The following is a 17,009-nucleotide window of genomic DNA, read 5'->3' as shown; positions in this document are numbered from 1 at the left end:
TTAATCATAAGAAATATTTGGGTGTTACACCCGTTTTCAACCCGTGATGTGGGTTTTTGGCTAACAGGCCGTATTTTGCCGCGGAGCGGCACTTCATTTGCTTCCAGGGTGGAAAAAGGGATATTCAGGAGAAAACGTGACAAAAATCCGCCAGTTATGTTTGGTCAGTTTATTGCTGACAAGCGGGGTTGCCAGCGCGGCGAATGTCCGTTTGCAGGTTGAGGGGTTATCCGGGGCGCTGGAAAAAAACGTGCGTGCGCAGCTGTCGACCATCGAGAGCGACGAAGTGACGCCGGACCGGCGTTTTCGCGCGCGCGTGGATGATGCGATCCGCGAAGGGCTGAAAGCGCTGGGTTATTACGAACCCACCATTGATTTCGATCTCCGTCCGCCGCCAAAGAAGGGGCGACAGGTGCTTATTGCCCGCGTTTCACCGGGTGAGCCGGTGTTGATCGGCGGCACTAACGTCATTCTGCGCGGCGGCGCGCGTACGGACCGGGACTACCTGGATCTGCTCAGCACGCGGCCGAAAAACGGTACCGTGCTGAACCACGGTGACTACGATCATTTCAAAAAAGAGCTGACGAGCGTTTCCCTGCGTAAGGGGTACTTTGACAGCCAGTTCGACAAAAGCCAGCTGGGCATTGCGCTCGACAGGCACCAGGCCTTCTGGGATATCGATTATGACAGCGGCGAACGTTATCGTTTCGGCGATGTGACCTTCGAAGGCTCACAAATTCGTGAAGAGTATCTGCAAAACCTCGTGCCTTTCAAAAAGGGCGATTACTACCAGTCGCGTGATCTGGCGGAGCTGAACCGCCGCCTCTCCGCCACCGGGTGGTTTAACTCGGTGGTTGTCGCGCCGGAGTTTGATAAATCGCGCAAAACCAAGGTGTTGCCGCTGCATGGCGTTGTTTCGCCGCGCACCGAGAACACCATTGAGACCGGTGTTGGTTATTCGACCGACGTCGGTCCGCGCGTGAAAGCCACGTGGAAAAAGCCGTGGATGAACTCATACGGCCACAGCCTGACCACCAGCGCCAGTATCTCAGCGCCGGAACAGCAGCTCGATTTCAGCTACAAAATGCCGCTGCTGAAAAACCCGCTTGAACAGTATTACCTTGTTCAGGGCGGTTTTAAGCGTACCGACCTGAACGATACCGAGGCAGATTCCACCACGCTTGCGGTATCGCGATACTGGGACCTCTCCAGCGGCTGGCAGCGCGCCATTAACCTGCGCTGGAGTCTGGACCACTTTACCCAGGCCAACGTCACCAACACCACCATGCTGCTCTATCCGGGGGTGATGATCAGCCGTACCCGCTCGCGCGGCGGCCTGATGCCAACCTGGGGCGATTCCCAGCGTTATTCCATCGATTACTCCAACACCATGTGGGGCTCCGATGTGGATTTCTCGGTAATTCAGGCGCAAAACGTCTGGATCCGCACGCTGTATGACAAACACCGCTTCGTGATGCGCGGCAACCTCGGCTGGATTGAAACCGGCGACTTCGACAAAGTTCCGCCGGATCTGCGCTTCTTCGCCGGTGGCGACCGCAGTATTCGCGGTTACAAATACAAATCCATCGCGCCGAAAGATGATGACGGCAAGCTGATTGGTGCCTCCAAGCTGGCTACCGGCTCGCTGGAGTACCAGTACAACGTCAGCGGAAAATGGTGGGGCGCGATGTTTGTCGACGGCGGCGAAGCGGTAAGCGATATCCGCCGCAGCGACTTTAAAACCGGCGCGGGCGTGGGCGTACGCTGGCAGTCTCCCGTCGGGCCAATCAAGCTCGATTTCGCCGTGCCGGTGGGTGATAAAGAAGAACACGGTTTACAGTTTTACATCGGTCTGGGGCCTGAATTATGAGTTTATGGAAGAAGATAAGCCTCGGGGTGCTGATTTTTATCGTACTGCTGCTCGGTACGGTGGCGTTTCTGGTCGGCACGACGTCTGGCCTGCATCTGCTGTTTAACGCGGCTAACCGCTGGGTTCCTGGGCTGGAAATTGGCCAGGTGACAGGCGGCTGGCGCGATCTGCGTCTGAAAAACATCCGCTACGAGCAGCCTGGCGTGGCGGTAAACGCGGGGGAATTTCACCTCGCGGTGAAGCTGGGCTGCCTGCGGGACAGCAAGCTGTGCGTTAACGATCTGTCGCTGAAAGACGTGAACGTGGCGATAGATTCGAAGAAAATGCCGAAATCGGCACCCGTTGAGGAAGAGGATAGCGGCCCGCTGAATCTCTCCACACCGTATCCGATTGCCCTCTATCGGGTGGCGCTGGATAACGTCAATGTCAAAATCGACGACACCACCGTCTCCGTCATGGATTTCACCTCCGGCCTGCGCTGGCAGGAGAAAAACCTCACCCTGACGCCAACCTCCCTTCAGGGGCTGCTGATTGCGCTGCCGAAAGTGGCGGACGTGGCGCAGGAAGAAATTGTCGAACCGAAGATCCAGAACCCGCAGCCGGAAGAGAAACCGCTGGGCGAAACGCTGAAAGATCTCTTCTCTAAACCTGTGCTGCCGGAGATGACGGACGTTCATCTGCCGCTGAACCTGAATATCGAAGAGTTTAAAGGCGAGCAGCTGCGTCTCACCGGCGATACCGATCTGACGGTCTTCAACATGCTGCTTAAAGTCAGCAGCATCGACGGCGACATGAAGCTCGACGCGCTGGATATCGACACCAACCAGGGCTCGGTTAACGCGTCAGGGAATGCCCTGCTGCGCGACAACTGGCCGGTGGATATCACCCTGAACAGTTCGCTCAACATCGACCCGCTGAAAGGCGAAAAAGTGAAGGTCAAAGTGGGCGGGGCGCTGCGCGATAAACTGGATGTCGGCGTTAACTTCTCCGGCCCGGTGGATATGGTTCTGCGCGCGCAAACGCAGCTGGCGGAAGCGGGGCTGCCGCTCAACCTTGAGGTTGTCAGTAAGCAGCTCTACTGGCCGTTCACCGGCGAAAAACAGTTCCAGGCCGATGACCTGAAGCTGAAGCTGAGCGGCAAAATGACGGATTACACCCTGTCGTTCCGCACGGCGGTGAAGGGGCAAGGTGTTCCGCCTGCGACGATTACGCTGGATGCTAAAGGCAACGAGCAGCAGGTGAATCTCGACAAACTGACCGTCGCGGCGCTGGAAGGCAAAACGGAACTCACCGCGCTGCTTGACTGGCAGCAGGCGATCAGCTGGCGCGGCGAGCTGAAGCTGACGGGGATCAACACGGCCAAAGAGGTGCCGGACTGGCCATCAAAACTGGACGGCCTGATCAAAACCCGCGGCAGCCTGTATGGCGGTACGTGGCAGATGGACGTGCCGGAAATCAAGCTTACCGGTAACGTGAAGCAGAATAAGGTCAACGTTGAAGGCTCGCTGAAGGGCAACAGCTATCTGCAGTGGGTGATCCCGGGTCTGCACGTGGCGCTGGGCCGTAACACGGCGGATATCAAAGGCGAGCTGGGGGTGAAAGATCTTAATCTCGATGCCACCATTGATGCGCCAAATCTGGATAACGCCCTGCCAGGGCTGGGCGGCACGGCGAAAGGGTTAGTGAAGGTGCGCGGCACGGTAGAGGCTCCGCAGCTGCTGGCCGATATCACCGCCAGCAACCTGCGCTGGCAGGCGCTGACCGTTGCGCGGGTTCGCGTCGAAGGGGATGTGAAATCCACCGATCAAATTGGCGGTAACCTGAACCTGCGCGTGGAGCGCATTTCTCAGCCCGACGTGAACATTAATCTGGTCACTCTGGATGCCAAAGGTAACGAAAAACAGCACGATCTCCAGCTTAAGGTGCAGGGCGAGCCGGTATCCGGTCAGCTTCATCTGACCGGAAGCTTTGATCGCAAACAGGCGCGCTGGAAAGGGTCGCTGGACAATACCCGCTTCAACACCCCGGTAGGGCCGCTGGCACTGTCCCGCTCTATCGCGCTGGACTACCGCAACGCCGAACAAAAGATCAGTATCGGACCGCACTGCTGGACCAACCCGAATGCGGAACTGTGCGTGCCGCAGACCATTGATGCGGGGGCTGAAGGGCGTGCGCAGATCAACCTTAATCGCTTCGACCTGGCGATGCTAAAACCGTTTATGCCGGAGACAACTCAGGCCAGCGGCGTCTTTAGCGGGAAAGCCGATGTCGCGTGGGACACGACCAAAGAGGGGCTGCCGCAGGGGAGCGTGACGCTCTCCGGTCGTAACGTGAAGGTGATACAGGAGGTAAACGACGCACCGCTGCCGGTGGCGTTTGATACCCTCAACCTGAGTGCCGATCTGCATAACAACCGCGCGGAGCTGGGGTGGCTTATCCGTCTGACCAATAACGGTCAGTTTGACGGGCAGGTGCAGATTACCGATCCGCAAGGACGCCGTAATCTCGCCGGTAACGTTAATATCCGCAACTTCAACCTGGCGATGGCCAACCCGATTTTCTCACGCGGAGAAAAAGCGGAGGGGATGCTCAGCGCGAACCTGCGCCTGGCGGGCAATGCGCAAAGCCCGCAGCTGTTTGGCCAGATGCAGCTTAACGGCGTGGATATCGACGGCAACTTTATGCCGTTTGATATGCAGCCAAGCCAGATTGCGATGAACTTCAACGGCATGAGCTCGACCCTCGCCGGGGTGGTGCGTACCCAGCAGGGACAAATCAACCTCAGCGGCGACGCCGACTGGAGCCAGCTTGATAACTGGCGGGCCCGTGTCGCGGCCAAAGGCAGCAAGGTGCGGATCACCGTACCGCCGATGGTACGTCTGGACGTATCCCCGGATATTGTCTTTGAAGCCACCCCAAGCCTCTTCACGCTGGACGGCAACGTGGACGTACCGTGGGCACGCATCGTGGTGCACGAGGTGCCTGAGAGCGCGGTGGGCGTCTCCAGTGACGAAGTCATGCTCAATGAAAATCTCAAACCCGTTGAGCAGAAGAGCGCCGGTATTCCGATCAACAGTAACCTCACCGTTCACGTCGGCAATAACGTGCGTCTGGATGCGTTTGGGCTGAAGGCGAGACTGACAGGGGATCTGAAAGTCGCGCAGGACAAGCAGGGTCTGGGTCTGAACGGTCAGATCAATATTCCTGAAGGGCGCTTCCATGCCTATGGTCAGGATCTGATTGTGCGTAAAGGTGAGCTGCTGTTCTCCGGCCCGCCGGATCAGCCACTGCTCAATATCGAAGCGATTCGTAACCCGGAAGCCACCGAAAACGACGTTATTGCAGGTGTTCGCGTTACCGGCTCTGCTGATGAGCCGAAGGCGGAGATCTTCTCCGACCCGGCAATGTCGCAACAGGAAGCCCTGTCTTACCTGCTGCGCGGGCAAGGACTGGAGAGCGGCCAGAGCGACAGCGCAGCGATGACCTCGATGTTAGTGGGTCTGGGGGTTGCACAAAGTGGGCAGGTTGTGGGTAAAATCGGCGAGACGTTCGGCGTAAGCAATCTGGCACTGGACACCCAGGGCGTGGGTGACTCCTCGCAAGTGGTGGTCAGTGGCTATGTACTGCCGGGTCTGCAGGTAAAATATGGCGTGGGGATCTTTGACTCACTGGCAACACTCACGTTACGCTATCGCCTTATGCCTAAGCTATATCTGGAAGCAGTGTCCGGCGTAGACCAGGCACTTGATCTGCTCTATCAGTTTGAGTTTTAGCAATGCGAATATTTGTCTACGGCAGTTTACGAACCAAGCAAGGCAACAGTCACTGGATGACCAATGCCCTGCTGCTGGGGAATTACAATATCGAGAACTACCAGTTGTATAGCCTGGGCCACTATCCAGGTGCGGTTCCTGGGGAAGGAACAGTACAGGGTGAAGTTTATCGTATTGATAATGCTACACTTGCCGAACTTGATGCCTTGCGCACCAGGGGCGGTGAATACGCTCGCCAGTTGATCCAGACGCCGTATGGAAGTGCGTGGATGTACGTCTACCAGCGTCCGGTCGAGGGGTTAAAGCGGATTGTAAGCGGTAACTGGTTAGACAGAGACCAGTACTGAAAAAAACAACGCCACCGTCAGGTGGCGTTGTTTTTTATGGGCTTAGCTCTCTTCTGTGCTTCGGCGTCGGGTCAAAAACAGCGGAACAAAAAGCATGATGTACGGAGCAACCAGCCATATCAGACACAGGGTGCGTGAAAAGCCGTAGTAGTTGATGCACCGCGTATTGCTTGAAATGACGGGAATAAAAAACAGTAAAAACAGCAAAATGGCATAATCGCTACGGTAGGGGATCCATAAATAAAACAAAAACCAGGCGAGCTGGAATGTCATGATGCAGAGATACTGCCATTTGCTGTCTTTACCGTAACAGTCAAACGCCTTTATGTAGCCCATCTTTATGCTGTGAAGAAAGAAACGTAGCATGTAAAACGCCCACAATCGCGACGGTCAGGAGTGTGCTGACCAGCAACTCAATTAAAAAATAGCTATGGGTGATATTAGTAGCACCTGAGCTCAGGGTATGCCGTTTACTCTACCCGCTGTGCATTGCAACAAAAAGGGTAGATACACCTGTCTTCATACAGCCCTGAAGCAGACACGAAACGGGCATATTCGTCGGTAATTGTTTTAACGCAGCGTGTAGGGCAAATGCAGGCTATTAATAGCGTTAGATGATATCAAAGACCTATCTCGGTAAATATCAGGTCATCACTCTCATAATACCCTGCAAGCTCTTCAAACAGGTCGGCTCTGCCGGGGACAAAACCTGGGGTCACAAGCTCATATATTCTGCTGGTTCCTTGAGATGTTACCCGCTATACCGTATTTAGCGTGCCAGTATCGCGTCAGACGCAAGGTACAAAAAAGCCCCGACTCGCGGGGCCTTATTATTCAGCGGTAAGAATTACTTCTTCGCAGCGCGTTCGAAAGAGGAGATGATTTCCGCTTTCGCTGCTTCTGCGTTTTCCCAGCCGTCAACTTTAACCCACTTGCCTTTTTCGAGGTCTTTGTAGTGCTCGAAGAAGTGAGTGATCTGCGCTTTCAGCAGTTCTGGCAGGTCGTTCACATCTTTGATGTGATCGTACTCTTTGCTCAGTTTGGTGTGCGGAACAGCAACCAGTTTCGCATCTTCACCAGATTCGTCGGTCATTTTCAGCACGCCAACAGGACGGCAGCGAATGACTGCGCCTGGCTGCAGTGGGTATGGCGTTGGAACCAGTACGTCAACCGGGTCACCGTCCAGAGACAGGGTGTGGTTGATGTAACCATAGTTGCATGGATAGAACATGGCGGTAGACATGAAACGGTCTACAAACAGCGCACCGCTCTCTTTGTCCACTTCGTATTTGATAGGATCTGCGTTAGCCGGGATTTCGATAACTACGTAGATGTCTTCTGGCAGTTCTTTACCCGCAGGGACGTTGAGTAAGCTCATGTCTGTGTCCTTTAAAATGGATGGTAAACAAGTGGCAGGTATTATAGCCAACTGGCGCTGAATGTCTCCGCCTGTTTTCGTCTTCTCTCCACGTTCTCCCCACTTTTCAGACCGATTCCATGACAGGAAAATCCATAAACTCAGCCGCTTTTTTAATGGTGAAATGAAAGCGATTACAAACTTGTGATTAACGTTTTATTCACTTTTCTGAAGTGTGATGTAACGCAATTCGTTACATATTTCATTGGCTATAGTCATTTCGCAGAACATCTTTTAACCAACAATAAACACCCCTACGAGGACGTTCATATGTGGAAGCGCTTACTTCTTGTCACAGCAGTTTCGGCAGCCATGTCGTCTATGGCGATGGCCGCCCCTTTAACCGTAGGTTTTTCCCAGGTCGGCTCTGAATCCGGCTGGCGAGCGGCAGAAACCAACGTTGCGAAAAGCGAGGCCCAGAAACGCGGTATCACCCTGAAAATCGCCGATGCGCAGCAAAAACAGGAAAACCAGATCAAAGCCGTGCGGTCATTTATCGCCCAGGGCGTTGATGCCATCTTTATTGCGCCGGTCGTGGCCACAGGCTGGGAGCCGGTCCTGAAGGAAGCGAAAGACGCTGAGATCCCGGTTGTTTTGCTCGATCGTTCCATTGATGTAAAAGACAAATCTCTCTATATGACCACCGTCACCGCCAACAACGTTCTCGAGGGTCAATTAATTGGTGACTGGCTGGTGAAACAGGTGGATGGCAAGCCGTGTAACGTCGTTGAGTTGCAGGGGACCGTCGGGGCGAGCGTGGCCATCGATCGTAAGAAAGGCTTCGCGGAAGCCATCGCCAAAGCGCCAAACATTAAGATTATCCGCTCTCAGTCCGGCGACTTTACCCGCAGTAAAGGTAAAGAGGTCATGGAGAGCTTTATCAAGGCTGAAAACAACGGCAAGAACATCTGCATGGTTTACGCCCACAACGATGACATGGTGATCGGGGCTATCCAGGCCATCAAAGAAGCGGGGCTGAAGCCGGGCAAAGATATCCTCACCGGCTCTATCGATGGCGTACCGGATATCTATAAAGCGATGATGGACGGCGAAGCGAACGCCAGCGTGGAGCTGACGCCAAACATGGCTGGCCCGGCATTCGATGCGCTGGAGAAATTCAAGAAAGACGGCACCCTGCCTGAAAAAGTGACGATCACCAAATCGACGCTCTACCTGCCTGACACCGCGAAAGAAGAGTTAGAGAAGAAGAAAAATATGGGCTACTAAGGCCTTTTCCCTCGCCCCTTACCCCACTCCTCTCCCCAGAGGGGAGAGGGTATACAAGGGCGGGGAGACTGGCATGAACATTTCCCTCTCCCCAACCGGGAGAGGGCGAGGGTGAGGGGGAAACATGACCGACACACAACACCAGGAAATCCTCCGCACAGAGGGCTTAAGCAAGTTTTTCCCCGGTGTAAAAGCGCTGGATAACGTTGATTTTAGCCTGCGACGCGGTGAGATTATGGCGCTGCTGGGAGAGAACGGTGCGGGAAAATCGACGCTGATTAAGGCACTTACCGGCGTTTACCATGCCGATCGCGGCACAATCTGGCTAGAAGGCAACGCCATTTCGCCAAAAAACACCGCCCATGCACAACAGCTGGGGATTGGGACGGTTTACCAGGAAGTGAACCTGCTGCCGAATATGTCGGTGGCGGATAACCTGTTTATCGGCCGTGAGCCAAGACGCTTCGGCCTGCTGCGACGCAAAGAGATGGAAGCACGGGCCACCAGGCTGATGGAATCCTATGGCTTCTCCCTGGACGTTCGCGAACCGCTGAACCGTTTTTCCGTCGCGATGCAGCAAATTGTCGCGATTTGCCGGGCGATCGATCTCTCCGCGAAAGTGCTGATCCTTGATGAGCCTACCGCGAGCCTTGATACCCAGGAAGTCGAAATGCTCTTTACCCTGATGCGCCAGCTGCGCGATCAGGGGGTAAGCCTGATCTTCGTCACCCACTTCCTCGATCAGGTGTATGAGGTCAGCGATCGCATCACGGTGCTGCGCAACGGCAGCTTTGTCGGCTGCCGCGAAACTCGCGAGCTGCCGCAGATAGAACTGGTCAAAATGATGCTGGGCCGCGAGCTGGAAACCAACGCGCTTCAGCGTGCAGGCCGCACGCTGCTCAGCGAGAAACCGGTCGCGGCCTTCAGCGATTTTGGCAAAAAAGGGGTGATCTCGCCCTTTAATCTGGACGTGCGGCCCGGTGAAATTGTCGGGCTGGCGGGCCTGCTGGGTTCCGGGCGCACCGAAACCGCCGAGGTGATCTTCGGGATCAAACCTGCAGACAGCGGCAGCGCGCTGATCAAAGGTAAACCGCAGACCCTGCGATCGCCGCATCAGGCCTCCTGCCTGGGCGTGGGCTTCTGCCCGGAAGACAGGAAAACCGATGGCATAATTGCCGCCGCCTCGGTGCGGGAAAATATCATTCTGGCTCTGCAGGCGCAGCGCGGATGGCTACGCCCCATCCCGCGGAAAGAACAAAACGCCATTGCCGAGCGATTTATCCGTCAGCTCGGTATACGTACGCCGAGCGCTGAACAGCCCATTGAATTTCTCTCCGGTGGCAACCAGCAGAAGGTATTGCTGTCACGCTGGCTGCTGACTAAACCCCAGTTCCTGATCCTCGATGAACCGACGCGCGGTATCGACGTCGGGGCGCATGCCGAAATTATCCGGCTTATCGAAACGCTGTGTGCAGACGGTCTGGCGCTGCTGGTTATCTCATCCGAGCTGGAAGAGCTGGTGGGGTATGCCGATCGCGTCATCATCATGCGCGATCGTAAGCAGGTGGCAGAGATCCCGCTGGATAAACTGTCCGTTCCGGCAATCATGAATGCCATCGCGGCGTAAGGAGTTAATCGTGATGCCCCGTTCGCTTCCGCAAACCGGTGCAACCAGGCGCCGCTTCACCTGGCCTACCGGCACGCCGCAAATTATCGCGTTGCTGCTGGTGCTGCTGATCGATAGCCTGGTCGCCCCGCATTTCTTTCAGATTATCGTGCAGGATGGCCGGCTGTTTGGCAGTCCGATAGACATTTTAAACCGTGCCGCCCCGGTGGCGCTTCTGGCCATTGGTATGACGCTGGTGATCGCCACCGGCGGGATTGACCTCTCCGTCGGTGCGGTGATGGCCATCGCAGGCGCCACGGCAGCGTCCATGACCGTCGCCGGGCACAGCCTGCCGGTGGTGCTGCTGGCTGCATTAGGTACTGGGGTGCTGGCCGGACTGTGGAACGGCATTCTGGTGGCGGTCCTGAAAATTCAGCCGTTTGTCGCCACTCTCATCCTGATGGTGGCCGGACGCGGTGTGGCACAGCTTATCACCTCGGGTCAGATTGTGACCTTCAACTCCCCCGGCCTGGCATGGCTTGGCAGCGGTAAGCTGTTCTTCTTCCCGACGCCGATCGTTATTGCGCTGGTCACATTAGTCGTGTTCTGGCTCTTTACCCGTAAAACGGCGCTGGGCATGTTCATTGAAGCGGTCGGAATTAACATCCGTGCGGCGCGAAACGCCGGGGTTAATACGCGGCTGATGGTCATGCTGACCTACGTGCTGAGCGGCATTTGCGCCGCCATTGCCGGGGTGATCGTCGCGGCGGACATCCGTGGTGCGGATGCCAACAACGCCGGGTTATGGCTGGAGCTGGATGCGATCCTGGCGGTGGTTATCGGTGGCGGATCGCTGATGGGCGGGCGGTTTAATCTGCTGCTCTCGGTGATCGGCGCGCTGATTATTCAGGGTATGAATACCGGGATCCTGCTCTCCGGTTTTCAGCCGGAACTCAACCAGGTGGTGAAAGCGGTGGTCGTGCTCTGCGTGCTGATCGTCCAGTCGCCGCGCTTTGTCAGCATCATTAAAGGGATCCGTGGCCATGATAAAACGTAATTTACCGTTAATGATCACCCTGGGCGTGTTTGTGCTGGGTTATCTCTACTGCCTGACGCAATTCCCGGGCTTTGCCTCTACCCGGGTGATTTGCAACATTCTGACGGATAACGCCTTTTTAGGCATTATCGCCGTTGGCATGACCTTTGTGATCCTCTCCGGTGGGATCGATCTCTCGGTTGGGTCGGTGATCGCTTTCACGGGCGTATTCCTCGCAAAAGCGATCGGTTTCTGGGGGATCTCGCCGCTGCTGGCTTTCCCGCTGGTGCTGGTGATGGGCTGCGCGTTTGGCGCCTTTATGGGGCTTTTGATCGACGCGCTGAAAATTCCGGCCTTTATTATCACCCTCGCTGGCATGTTCTTCCTGCGCGGCGTAAGCTACCTGGTCTCGGAAGAATCGATTCCGATTAACCATCCTGTCTACGACACGCTCTCCAGCCTGGCGTGGAAAATCCCCGGCGGCGGTCGTCTGAGCGCGATGGGGTTGCTGATGCTGGGCGTGGTGGTGGTGGGGATCTTCCTTGCCCACCGTACCCGGTTTGGTAATCAGGTCTATGCCATTGGCGGCAGCGCCACCTCGGCAAACCTGATGGGGATCTCCACCCGCAGCACCACAATCCGCATCTATATGCTCTCGACCGGACTGGCGACGCTGGCGGGGATCGTCTTCTCGATTTATACCCAGGCGGGTTATGCCCTGGCAGGGGTCGGGGTGGAACTTGATGCCATCGCCTCGGTGGTGATTGGCGGCACGTTGCTCAGCGGCGGCGTTGGCACGGTGCTGGGGACGCTGTTCGGCGTGGCGATCCAGGGACTGATCCAGACCTATATCAACTTTGACGGCACGCTCAGTTCATGGTGGACCAAGATCGCCATTGGCATTCTGTTGTTTATTTTTATCGCCCTGCAGCGCGGCCTGACGGTGCTCTGGGAGAACCGACAAAGCTCGCCTGTTACCCGTGTAAACACTTCAGTAACAGAGCCATAACACGCTGAATTTGCTTAAAGTCTAAACATTTTCCGGTAGCGGCCGATACTCTTTTTTTATGCCCAGAAATATCTCGCTACCGGAAATAATATCATGCTTAAAACGCTATCGATTCGTACCGGCTTGCTCTCTTTACTGGCCGTTATGACCCTTCTGCTGCTGATTGTCAGCGGCATTGGCATTTATGCCCTCACACAGAGTTCTTCTTCACTCCAGCGCATCAACCACCTTCAGGGTGAGCAGATGGTGCAGCTTAATTCTGGCTATACCCTGATCCTGCGCGCGCGTAATGAAGCGGGTCAGGCGGTCCGGATGATGGAAATCGGCATGATGGATGACGCGGCCAAATCGGTGAAAAACATCAATCAGGAGATTGCCCAGGCCCGTAAAACGCTGAAAGGCGTGATCGACGGCGGGGTGGCGGATGAACAGGGACAAAAACTGCTGGATAAGGTGGCCGCGAGCCTGGCGACCTATAACCAGCAGGGGATCGACCCGATGCTGAAAGCCCTGAACGATCAGAGCGCAGACAGCTATTACGATCTGCTGGAGAACACGCTGATCCCGGTGGCGGCGCAGTTTGATAATGATATGCAGGTCTTTCAGAAATGGAGCGAAGCGCGCGGGAAAGCGGAAGTGAAGGCCGTGCAGTCGAGCAAAAACCGGGTACTGATCCTGATCGTGGTGGCCGCGCTGCTGACGGCTGGCATTATTGTGCTGGCGTGGCTGGTACTGCGTCACATGCTGCTCAAACCGCTTTCGGCCTCCATTGCTCAGCTGGAGAACGTGGCGGCGGGCGATTTAACCCATACGCTGAATGACCCGGCGAGCCAGGAGTTTAACCGCCTGAACGCGGCCATTGAGGGGATGCGGCAGTCTTTGATGAACTCGGTTTTACGGGTACGTGATGCCAGCTCGCAAATTGATACCGGCAGCCGCGAGCTGACGGCGGGGAACATGGATCTTGCCCAGCGCACGGAATCCACCGCGACATCGCTTGAGCAGACGGCCGCCAGCATGGAAGAGATCACCGCCACGGTGAAACTCAATGCAGACAACGCCGAGCAGGCGCACCAGCTGGCGAAATCCGTGTCTGACACCGCCGATCACGGCAGCGAAATGGTCTGCTACGTCATTGAAAAAATGCGTGATATCGCCGGCAGTTCGGCACGCATCGCCGATATTCTGAGCGTCATTGACGGCATTGCCTTCCAGACCAATATTCTGGCGCTGAACGCCTCGGTGGAAGCGGCGCGCGCGGGTGAGCAGGGGCGCGGGTTTGCCGTTGTCGCCGGTGAAGTGCGAAACCTCGCCAGCCGCAGCGCTGACGCAGCAAAAGAGATCCGTTCGCTTATCAGTGATTCTCAGACCCATGTAAACGAAGGCAGCGAGCTGGCGCAGCAGGCTGGCGAAACGATGGATGAGATCGCAACAGAAGTACTGCGCATGACCAAACTGATGCGCGAGATTGCGACCGCGTCCCAGGAGCAGAGTCGCGGCATTGAGCAGGTGAATATTGCCGTGAATCAGATGGACGAAACCGCGCAGCAGAATGCGGCGCTGGTCCAGCAATCTTCTGCCGCGACGCGCTCGCTGGAAGAGCAATCGCGTCAGCTGATGGACGCCATGGCATCATTTAAACTGACGGCTCAGACAGCGGCATAATATTTTCCCGCCCCGGCGCATTCTGTGTCGGGGTTTTATGTGTCGCTGAATTTAATGCGCCAATATTATCGTGAATGTCGCCCATTAATATTTCCAGAGACTGGGTTAATGCTAATGCATTTTCAGTCGGCTCGAGATATAACCCTTTGCGGAAAAATAGCGGCTCGTCAAACAGCTGATTAAAGCGTTTTAATGCCAGACTCACCGCGGGGCGCGACATCTCCAGACGTACAGAGGCTTTTGCCATACTGCCGCAGCGGACCACTTCAATAAAAACAGGGATAAGATTTAAATCAATGCCGGTATTAGCACGGGAATAATTTTTCATGACGATTAGGCTCCAGGAAATATTTGTCAAACTGTTATGGAAATAATGCAGGAGCAAAACCGAATATTAAAGCGTGTTTTTTATAAACACTTATACGGTAAAATATATAAATGAAGCGGGGAGCCTGAAGGGCTCCCCGTGTTATGGGTTATGCGTCCGGATACTCACGGATAAAACGTTCAACGTCATCAACCATATGGGTGTTGCCGACAAAGAACGAACGACGCTGGTGCAGGCTTTCCGGCACGATGTCCAGAATACGCTCTTTACCGTCGCTCGCCTTGCCGCCAGCCTGTTCGGCCAGGAACGCCATTGGGTTGCATTCATACAGCAGACGCAGCTTGCCGTCAGGGTGGCTTGCCGTGCTTGGGTAGAGGTAGATACCGCCTTTCAGCAGGTTGCGGTGGAAGTCAGCAACCAGCGAGCCGATATAGCGGGACGTGTACGGGCGCTGAGTGGCTTTATCTTCTTCCTGGCAGAACTTGATGTATTTCTTCACGCCGTTCGGGAATCGGATGTAGTTGCCTTCGTTGATGGAGTAGGTGTTGCCCTTCTCCGGGAAGCGCATACGTTCCTGGCTCAGGCAGAAAACGCCCAGCGAGGGATCGTAAGTAAAGGCGTGAACGCCGCAGCCCGTGGTGTACACCAGCATGGTGGAGGAGCCATAAACGACGTAACCGGCTGCCACCTGGTTACTGCCCGGCTGCAGGAAATCTTCCTCTGTCACCGGCGTGCCAACAGGCGTGACGCGGCGGTAGATGGAGAAAATGGTACCGACAGAAACGTTAACGTCGATGTTAGAGGAACCGTCCAGCGGATCCATCAGCACAACGTATTTAGCGTGTTCACACCCTTCGAAAACGACAATTTCATCTTCTTCTTCGGAGGCGATACCCGCCACGATGTCGCGCGCGCGCAGTGCAGCTTTCAGTTTTTCATTTGCGAACAGATCGAGTTTCTGTTGAACCTCGCCCTGAACGTTCTCGGCACCGCTGGCACCCAGGATATCGACCAGACCGGCCTTGTTGATATCACGGTGGATGATCTTAGCGCCCAGCTTTATTGCCGACAGCAAAGCAGTGAGTTCACCCGTAGCATGAGAAAACTCGTGCTGCTTTTCGACAATAAATTCACCTAACGTTTTCATAACACTTTCCCTGCATCTTTGTGAGTAGAGCGATTGTATGTTCACTAAAACGACTAAAGCCCAACAATCTTAACAAACATTCAAATATTAGCGCAGAGGTGAATCGCGCCAGCAATATACGGATTTACCTGAAATGCGTTTCGCTGTCGCTGACATGTGAGTAAAATGTGCGCCACATTGAAGAAGGATAGTGACGTATGCGCATTCATATATTGGGGATTTGTGGCACTTTCATGGGCGGACTGGCAATGCTGGCGCGCTCTCTGGGCCATGAAGTGACAGGTTCGGACGCCAATGTGTATCCGCCGATGAGCACGCTTCTGGAGAAACAGGGCATCTCTCTGATTCAGGGATACGATGCCAGCCAGCTGGATCCTGAGCCGGATCTGGTGATCATTGGCAACGCCATGACCCGCGGTAATCCGTGCGTTGAGGCGGTTCTGGAACGCAACATTCCGTTCATGTCTGGCCCGCAGTGGCTGCATGATTTCGTGCTGCGCGACCGTTGGGTCGTTGCCGTAGCCGGAACGCATGGCAAAACCACGACCGCCGGAATGGCGACCTGGATCCTCGAAGCCTGTGGTTATAAGCCAGGTTTTGTAATCGGGGGTGTACCGGGTAATTTCGATGTTTCTGCGCGTCTGGGTGACAGCCCGTTCTTCGTGATCGAAGCCGACGAGTATGACTGCGCGTTCTTCGACAAGCGCTCCAAGTTCGTGCACTACTGCCCGCGGACGCTGATCCTCAACAACCTTGAGTTCGATCACGCCGATATTTTTGACGATCTGAAAGCGATTCAGAAACAGTTCCACCATCTGGTGCGCATCGTTCCGGGTCAGGGCCGCATCATCCTGCCGGAAAACGACATCAACCTGAAGCAAACCCTGGCGATGGGATGCTGGAGCGAGCAGGAGCTGGTGGGCGAGCAGGGACACTGGCAGGCGAAAAAACTCAACGCGGATGCCTCCGAGTGGGAAGTGCTGCTCGACGGTGAGAAAGTGGGTGAGGTGAAGTGGGGCCTGGTGGGCGAGCACAACATGCACAACGGCCTGATGGCGATTGCCGCGGCACGTCATGTGGGCGTTCAGCCTGCGGATGCGGCGGATGCGTTAGGCTCGTTCATTAACGCCCGTCGTCGTCTGGAGCTGCGCGGTGAAGCCCACGGCGTCACGGTGTATGACGATTTTGCGCATCACCCGACCGCCATTCTGGCGACGCTTGCAGCTTTACGCGGCAAAGTCGGCGGGACCGCCCGCATTCTGGCCGTGCTGGAACCGCGTTCGAACACCATGAAAATGGGCATCTGCAAAGACGATCTTGCGCCATCCTTAGGGCGTGCCGATGAAGTCTTCCTGCTGCAGCCGCAGCATATTCCGTGGCAGGTGGCCGAAGTGGCCGATGCCTGCATTCAGCCTGCGCACTGGAGTGCGGATGTGGATGCGCTGGCGGATATGGTGGTGAAAGCCGCACAGCCTGGCGATCACATTCTGGTGATGAGCAACGGCGGTTTTGGCGGGATCCATCAGAAGCTGCTGGACGGTCTGGCGAAGAAAGCGCAGGCGGTCGCAGAGTAAAAAAAAGCCC

Annotated in this window: 13 protein-coding genes; 9 read left to right on the top strand and 4 right to left on the bottom strand. The window is 55.6% G+C overall.

The features are described from left to right. Positions 1 to 136 precede the first annotated feature (136 nt). Genes tamA through F8561_RS07335 form a run of 3 tightly spaced genes read left to right on the top strand, consistent with a single transcriptional unit; the run spans position 137 to position 5,990 of the window. Positions 137 to 1,870, top strand: a complete 1,734-nt coding sequence (tamA, locus tag F8561_RS07345; protein WP_020882918.1) for an autotransporter assembly complex protein TamA — start codon at positions 137 to 139, stop codon at positions 1,868 to 1,870. After that, positions 1,867 to 5,643: an autotransporter assembly complex protein TamB gene (gene tamB / locus F8561_RS07340; RefSeq protein ID WP_151887297.1), complete on the top strand. Its 3,777-nt coding sequence runs from the start codon at positions 1,867 to 1,869 to the stop codon at positions 5,641 to 5,643. The genes tamA and tamB overlap by 4 nt, the downstream gene beginning before the upstream one ends. A 2-nt stretch (positions 5,644 to 5,645) precedes the next feature. Beyond that, positions 5,646 to 5,990, top strand: a complete 345-nt coding sequence (locus F8561_RS07335; protein WP_014168360.1) for a gamma-glutamylcyclotransferase — start codon at positions 5,646 to 5,648, stop codon at positions 5,988 to 5,990. Between the two features lie 42 nt (positions 5,991 to 6,032). Here the strand turns inward: F8561_RS07335 and F8561_RS07330 are convergent, their stop codons facing one another. Together F8561_RS07330 and ppa are read right to left on the bottom strand one after the other, a co-directional pair. Further along, entirely contained in the window at positions 6,033 to 6,326 is a 294-nt protein-coding gene (locus F8561_RS07330) for a hypothetical protein (RefSeq protein ID WP_014168361.1), read from the bottom strand. 511 nt (positions 6,327 to 6,837) lie between these two features. Beyond that, on the bottom strand, positions 6,838 to 7,368 hold the full coding sequence (gene ppa, locus F8561_RS07325) for an inorganic diphosphatase (RefSeq protein WP_020882913.1): 531 nt from the start codon (positions 7,366 to 7,368) through the stop codon (positions 6,838 to 6,840). Positions 7,369 to 7,677: 309 nt separating this feature from the next. Here ppa and ytfQ point away from each other — a divergent pair, with 309 nt between their 5' ends. The 5 genes from ytfQ to F8561_RS07300 all read left to right on the top strand — a co-directional run bounded on the left by ytfQ (position 7,678) and on the right by F8561_RS07300 (position 13,950). Then, positions 7,678 to 8,634, top strand: a complete 957-nt coding sequence (gene ytfQ, locus F8561_RS07320) for a galactofuranose ABC transporter substrate-binding protein YtfQ (protein ID WP_020882912.1) — start codon at positions 7,678 to 7,680, stop codon at positions 8,632 to 8,634. A gap of 124 nt (positions 8,635 to 8,758) precedes the next feature. Next, positions 8,759 to 10,261 (top strand): galactofuranose ABC transporter, ATP-binding protein YtfR, encoded by a 1,503-nt coding sequence (gene ytfR / locus F8561_RS07315; protein ID WP_032681853.1) that lies wholly within the window; start codon positions 8,759 to 8,761, stop codon positions 10,259 to 10,261. A gap of 10 nt (positions 10,262 to 10,271) precedes the next feature. Next, positions 10,272 to 11,297 (top strand): galactofuranose ABC transporter, ATP-binding protein YtfT, encoded by a 1,026-nt coding sequence (ytfT, locus tag F8561_RS07310; RefSeq protein ID WP_025205793.1) that lies wholly within the window; start codon positions 10,272 to 10,274, stop codon positions 11,295 to 11,297. Continuing rightward, positions 11,284 to 12,285, top strand: coding sequence for a galactofuranose ABC transporter, permease protein YjfF (gene yjfF / locus F8561_RS07305; RefSeq protein ID WP_020882909.1), 1,002 nt, complete (start codon positions 11,284 to 11,286; stop codon positions 12,283 to 12,285). Before ytfT ends, yjfF begins: the two co-directional genes overlap by 14 nt. Before the next feature lie 93 nt (positions 12,286 to 12,378). Then, complete coding sequence (locus F8561_RS07300; RefSeq protein ID WP_040018484.1) at positions 12,379 to 13,950, top strand: methyl-accepting chemotaxis protein; 1,572 nt, start codon at positions 12,379 to 12,381, stop codon at positions 13,948 to 13,950. On the opposite strand, the gene F8561_RS07295 is transcribed toward F8561_RS07300, so the two are convergent. Both F8561_RS07295 and fbp read right to left on the bottom strand, forming a co-directional pair. Then, on the bottom strand, positions 13,922 to 14,278 hold the full coding sequence (locus tag F8561_RS07295) for a helix-turn-helix domain-containing protein (protein WP_025205788.1): 357 nt from the start codon (positions 14,276 to 14,278) through the stop codon (positions 13,922 to 13,924). The two genes, F8561_RS07300 and F8561_RS07295, sit on opposite strands and share 29 nt — an antisense overlap. A 148-nt stretch (positions 14,279 to 14,426) precedes the next feature. After that, a complete protein-coding gene (fbp, locus tag F8561_RS07290) occupies positions 14,427 to 15,425 on the bottom strand; it encodes a class 1 fructose-bisphosphatase (protein ID WP_020882906.1) in 999 nt (332 codons plus the stop codon). A gap of 197 nt (positions 15,426 to 15,622) precedes the next feature. Here fbp and mpl point away from each other — a divergent pair, with 197 nt between their 5' ends. Next, a complete protein-coding gene (gene mpl / locus F8561_RS07285) occupies positions 15,623 to 16,999 on the top strand; it encodes a UDP-N-acetylmuramate:L-alanyl-gamma-D-glutamyl-meso-diaminopimelate ligase (protein WP_025205787.1) in 1,377 nt (458 codons plus the stop codon). The last annotated feature ends 10 nt before the right edge of the window (positions 17,000 to 17,009 follow it).

Origin of the sequence: Enterobacter sp. 198, from assembly GCF_009025585.1 — a bacterium.
In the GTDB taxonomy this organism is placed as follows: domain Bacteria; phylum Pseudomonadota; class Gammaproteobacteria; order Enterobacterales; family Enterobacteriaceae; genus Enterobacter; species Enterobacter ludwigii.
The sequence above is the reverse complement of the archived record's forward strand: the minus strand, read 5'-3'. Positions and strand labels throughout refer to the sequence as shown.

Coding starts and splice junctions, on each gene's coding strand:
- fbp (WP_020882906.1), bottom strand. CDS start 15,425: ATGAAAACGTTAGGTGAATTTATTGTCGAAAAGCAGCACGAGTTTTCT.
- ppa (WP_020882913.1), bottom strand. CDS start 7,368: ATGAGCTTACTCAACGTCCCTGCGGGTAAAGAACTGCCAGAAGACATC.
- F8561_RS07335 (WP_014168360.1), top strand. CDS start 5,646: ATGCGAATATTTGTCTACGGCAGTTTACGAACCAAGCAAGGCAACAGT.
- ytfR (WP_032681853.1), top strand. CDS start 8,759: ATGACCGACACACAACACCAGGAAATCCTCCGCACAGAGGGCTTAAGC.
- tamB (WP_151887297.1), top strand. CDS start 1,867: ATGAGTTTATGGAAGAAGATAAGCCTCGGGGTGCTGATTTTTATCGTA.
- mpl (WP_025205787.1), top strand. CDS start 15,623: ATGCGCATTCATATATTGGGGATTTGTGGCACTTTCATGGGCGGACTG.
- F8561_RS07295 (WP_025205788.1), bottom strand. CDS start 14,278: ATGAAAAATTATTCCCGTGCTAATACCGGCATTGATTTAAATCTTATC.
- ytfQ (WP_020882912.1), top strand. CDS start 7,678: ATGTGGAAGCGCTTACTTCTTGTCACAGCAGTTTCGGCAGCCATGTCG.
- F8561_RS07300 (WP_040018484.1), top strand. CDS start 12,379: ATGCTTAAAACGCTATCGATTCGTACCGGCTTGCTCTCTTTACTGGCC.
- yjfF (WP_020882909.1), top strand. CDS start 11,284: ATGATAAAACGTAATTTACCGTTAATGATCACCCTGGGCGTGTTTGTG.
- F8561_RS07330 (WP_014168361.1), bottom strand. CDS start 6,326: ATGGGCTACATAAAGGCGTTTGACTGTTACGGTAAAGACAGCAAATGG.